This is a genomic window from Hymenobacter sp. (genome assembly GCF_035709525.1).
GTDB lineage: Bacteria > Bacteroidota > Bacteroidia > Cytophagales > Hymenobacteraceae > Hymenobacter.
Genome location: NZ_DASTEP010000130.1, coordinates 1 through 3,596, shown reverse-complemented (window position 1 = coordinate 3,596; position 3,596 = coordinate 1). Strand labels below are relative to the sequence as shown.

At 67.0% G+C, this 3,596-nt stretch carries 3 protein-coding genes; all 3 read right to left on the bottom strand.

The window, feature by feature from the left end; genetic code table 11:
* Nucleotides 1-58: 58 nt before the first annotated feature.
* Nucleotides 59-979 (bottom strand): pirin family protein, encoded by a 921-nt coding sequence (locus tag VFO93_RS11415; RefSeq protein WP_325134503.1) that lies wholly within the window; start codon nt 977-979, stop codon nt 59-61.
* A gap of 73 nt (nt 980-1,052) precedes the next feature.
* Entirely contained in the window at nt 1,053-1,775 is a 723-nt protein-coding gene (locus VFO93_RS11410) for a DUF72 domain-containing protein (RefSeq protein ID WP_325134502.1), read from the bottom strand.
* A 134-nt stretch (nt 1,776-1,909) separates the two neighbouring features.
* Nucleotides 1,910-3,505, bottom strand: coding sequence for a protein adenylyltransferase SelO (locus VFO93_RS11405; RefSeq protein WP_325134501.1), 1,596 nt, complete (start codon nt 3,503-3,505; stop codon nt 1,910-1,912).
* Nucleotides 3,506-3,596: the final 91 nt, after the last annotated feature.

Sequence of the window (3,596 nt, the reverse complement as noted above, 5' to 3'; positions counted from 1 at the left end):
CCTTTTATCGTGCGGGCTACTCGCTCGGCGATAACCGGAGGGCCACTCCGTTTTACATTCAGGACAGCGCCTGCGGGGCGGGCGAGCCCGAGCCGGCCGGCCGCGTGCGGTCGCTGGGGAGCGGTACAAATTCGTGGTTGTCGGTGGGCGGCAAAAGGATGCGGCCGGCCTGCCAGTCGGCCTTGGCCTGCTCGATGCGCTCGCGGCGCGACGACACGAAATTCCACCAGATGAAGCGCTCGCCGAGCGGCTCGCCACCGAGCAGCATGAGCGTGCTGGGCTCGCGGGCCACCAGCACCGGGTCGAGGCCCGGCGTGAAGACTAGTAGCTGGCCGGGCGTGTACACGCGGCCACTTACTTCCACGCTGCCTTTGGCCACGTAGGCCCCGCGCTCGGGGTAGCCGCGCGGCAGCCCAAAGCGCGCGCCCGCTTGCAGCACCACGTGCAGGTAAAACAGCGGCGAATGCGTTTCTACCTCGTTTTTGAGGCCGAAGGCCTCACCCGCAATCAGGCGCAGCCACACGCCCGGCTCGGTAAAGATGGGCAGCTCGGCGGGCTGGTAGTTGCGAAAGGTGGGGGCTTGCTCTTCGTCGGCCTCGGGCAGGGCCACCCAGGTTTGGACCATCTCCAGCGCGCCGCCGGCCAGCGCGGCGGGGTCTTCGAAGCGCTCGGAGTGGGCGATGCCCGAGCCGGCCGTCATCCAGTTGACTTCGCCGGGGCGGATAATCTGCTCTACGCCCAGGCTATCGCGGTGCGTAACCTGCCCGCCAAACAGGTAGCTCACCGTGCTGAGCCCGATGTGCGGGTGCGGCAGCACGTCGAGGCTGGCCAGCTGCGCCGGGGCGGCCTGCACCGGCCCCGCGTTGTCCATAAATATAAACGGCCCCAGCATTCGCCGCAGGCGGTAGGGCAGGATGCGCTTCACGGCAAAGCCCGGCGCGAGCGCCGCCGGCCGGGCATCAATAACGAGGTCGAGCATGAGGCTAAAAGTAAGTGGCGCGAGCTTGGTAGGGCGCGTTCTTGCGCCGTTTGAACGCTGCAAAAAACGCGACCTACAAAGGCAGCAGGCCGCGCAGCTCCTGCGCGTTGCCGATGGCCGAGCCGCCGATGTCGTTGTTAAAATACAAGTACGCCTGCGCCACGCCCGGCGCGGCGGCCACCGCAGCCGCGTAGCGCCGCAGCGCTTCGCTTGAGTAGGGCGAGGCGTACAAAGCGGGCACGCCGTGGAAGCGGTAGTAAAGCGTGGGCGCGGTGGCCACCACGGCAGCGGGCAGCAGCGGGTGGCTTTGGCCGCAAAACACGACCTGGCGCTGTCGCAGGGCGTCATAAGCTTCTTCGCACCACCAGCTGGGGTGGCGAAACTCGAGCACGTTCACGAAGCTCGGGTCGAGGCAGTCGAGGATGCGGGCGAGGCGGTCGGGTGCGTAGGCCAGGCGCGGCGGCAGCTGAAACAGCACCGGCCCCAGCTTTTCCAGCAGCCCCCGGCCGATGGTGCCGTAGAAGTCGCCCAGCAGCTGGCCTACGCCGTGAAACTGCTTGTAGTGCGTGATAAGCTGCGGCGCTTTCACCGCAAACTGAAAACCGGCCGGGGCCTGCGCGTACCAGTTTTCGAGGAAGGCCAGTTGCGGGAAGCGGTAGAAGGTCACGTTCAGCTCCAGCGTGCCAAAATGCTGGCTATAATACTCAAACCAGCGCCGCATGGGCAGCTTCTCGGGGTAAAACACGCCGCGCCAGTGCCGGTAGTGGTAGCCCGAGCAGCCGATGTGAGTTGTCATTTAGCAAGTAGCAGGTATTATTTAACAATCTCAGCGCGACTTGTGTAGAGACGCATCCTTGCGTCTCGCGTTCGGCGAGCCCGTCTAACGCGAGACGCAAGGATGCGTCTCTACACCGATTTAAATCAACCCGCCTACGAGCTGCACGAAAGCGTGGCGCTACCGGGCTTGTCGGCGGCCCAGGCGGGGCGCCTGGCGGCCAGCGCCTCGTGCGCGGGGTGCTCGGCAAAGGGCGTTTTCAGTACCTCAAACAAGGTTTCGAGCTTAGACAAATCGCCGGCCTCGGCGGCCTCGATGGCCTGCTGGGCGAGGTAGTTGCGCAGCACGTACTTGGGGTTGGCGGCCAGCATTCCGGCCCGGATTTCTTCTGGGCCAATTGTTTCCTGGCGCAGGCGCTGGGCGTAGCGGTGCAGCCAGTCGCGCAGGGCCAGGTCAGTGCCGGGCGCGGTAGAGTAGCCGGCATCGGCGACGAGCGGGCCGAATAATTCGGCTTCGTGGTCGGGCGTGCCCAGCAGAGCCGGGGCCAGGTGCGAGAGCTGCCGAAAGAAAATGGTCATGTCCACTGCTGCCTCGGCCAGCGCGGCGGGGAGCGCCCCGGTGAGGGCGCGGTCGCTGGCGTCGGCCTGGGGCGTGAGGCCGAGCTTGCGCAGCAGCAGCGCGTGCTGGGTATCGGCAAAAACCTGGGCATACAAGTCGAGGCCGGCGCGCAGGGCCTGCGGGTCGGGCACCAGCGGGGCCAAGGCCTGGGCCAGGGCCGCCAGGTTCCAGAACGCTACCTGGGGCTGCTGGCCGAAGGCGTAGCGCCGGCCGCCGAAGTCGGTGGTGTTGGGCGTCCAGTCGGGGTCGTAGGGCTCGAGCCAGCCGTAGGGGCCATAGTCGATGGTAAGGCCCAGGATGGACATGTTATCGGTGTTCATGACGCCGTGCACGAAGCCCACCGTCATCCAGTGCGCCACCATTACGGCCGTGCGGCGGGCTATTTCCTCAAACCAGCGCAAATACGTTTCGGGGGCGGGCGGCCCCAGCTCGGGGTAGTAGTGGCGCAGCACAAAGTCGGCCAGGGCGCGCAGGTTGTCGATTTCGCTGGTGGCGGTCAGCAATTGAAAATTGCCGAAGCGGATGAACGTGGGGGCCACCCGCGCCACGATGGCGCCCGGCTCAGGGCGGGCGTTGCCGTCGTAAAACATGTCGCGCACCACGGCATCGCCGGTGCCCACCAGGCTGAGGGCGCGGGTAGTGGGCACGCCGAGGTGGTGCATGGCCTCGCTGCACAAAAACTCGCGCACCGACGAGCGCAGCACCGCCCGCCCGTCGCCGCGCCGCGAGTAGGGCGTGGGGCCGGCCCCCTTCAGCTGGATTTCCTGCGGCGAGCCATCCACGGCCGCCACCTGGCCTAGCGCAATGGCCCGGCCATCGCCGAGCTGCCCGGCCCAGTTGCCAAACTGGTGCCCGCCGTAGCGCGCTGCAAAGGGCTTCATGCCGGGCAGTACCAGGTTGCCGGCCAGTGCCGCCACGGCGGGGCTGCGGGTAGGCGGCTTTTCGAGGCCCAGGTACTCGCCCATTTCGTCGGACCACGCCAGCAGGTGCGGGTCGGCTACGGGCGTGGGGGCCACCCGCGAGTAGTGGTAGCCGGGCACCTGCCGCGCGCCCCGGTTGCCGGAAACTTCGCCGTGCAACTCGTCTACAAAGGTGTTTTCAAAAAGAGCCTGGTCGAACGGACGCTGGGACATGGGGTCGGAGTTTAGGAGAGTGCTGGCGCGGGGCTGTGCCCCGCGCCAGCACACCAAACCCGGCGGGCGGGCGCCAGTTTGGCCGAGCTTA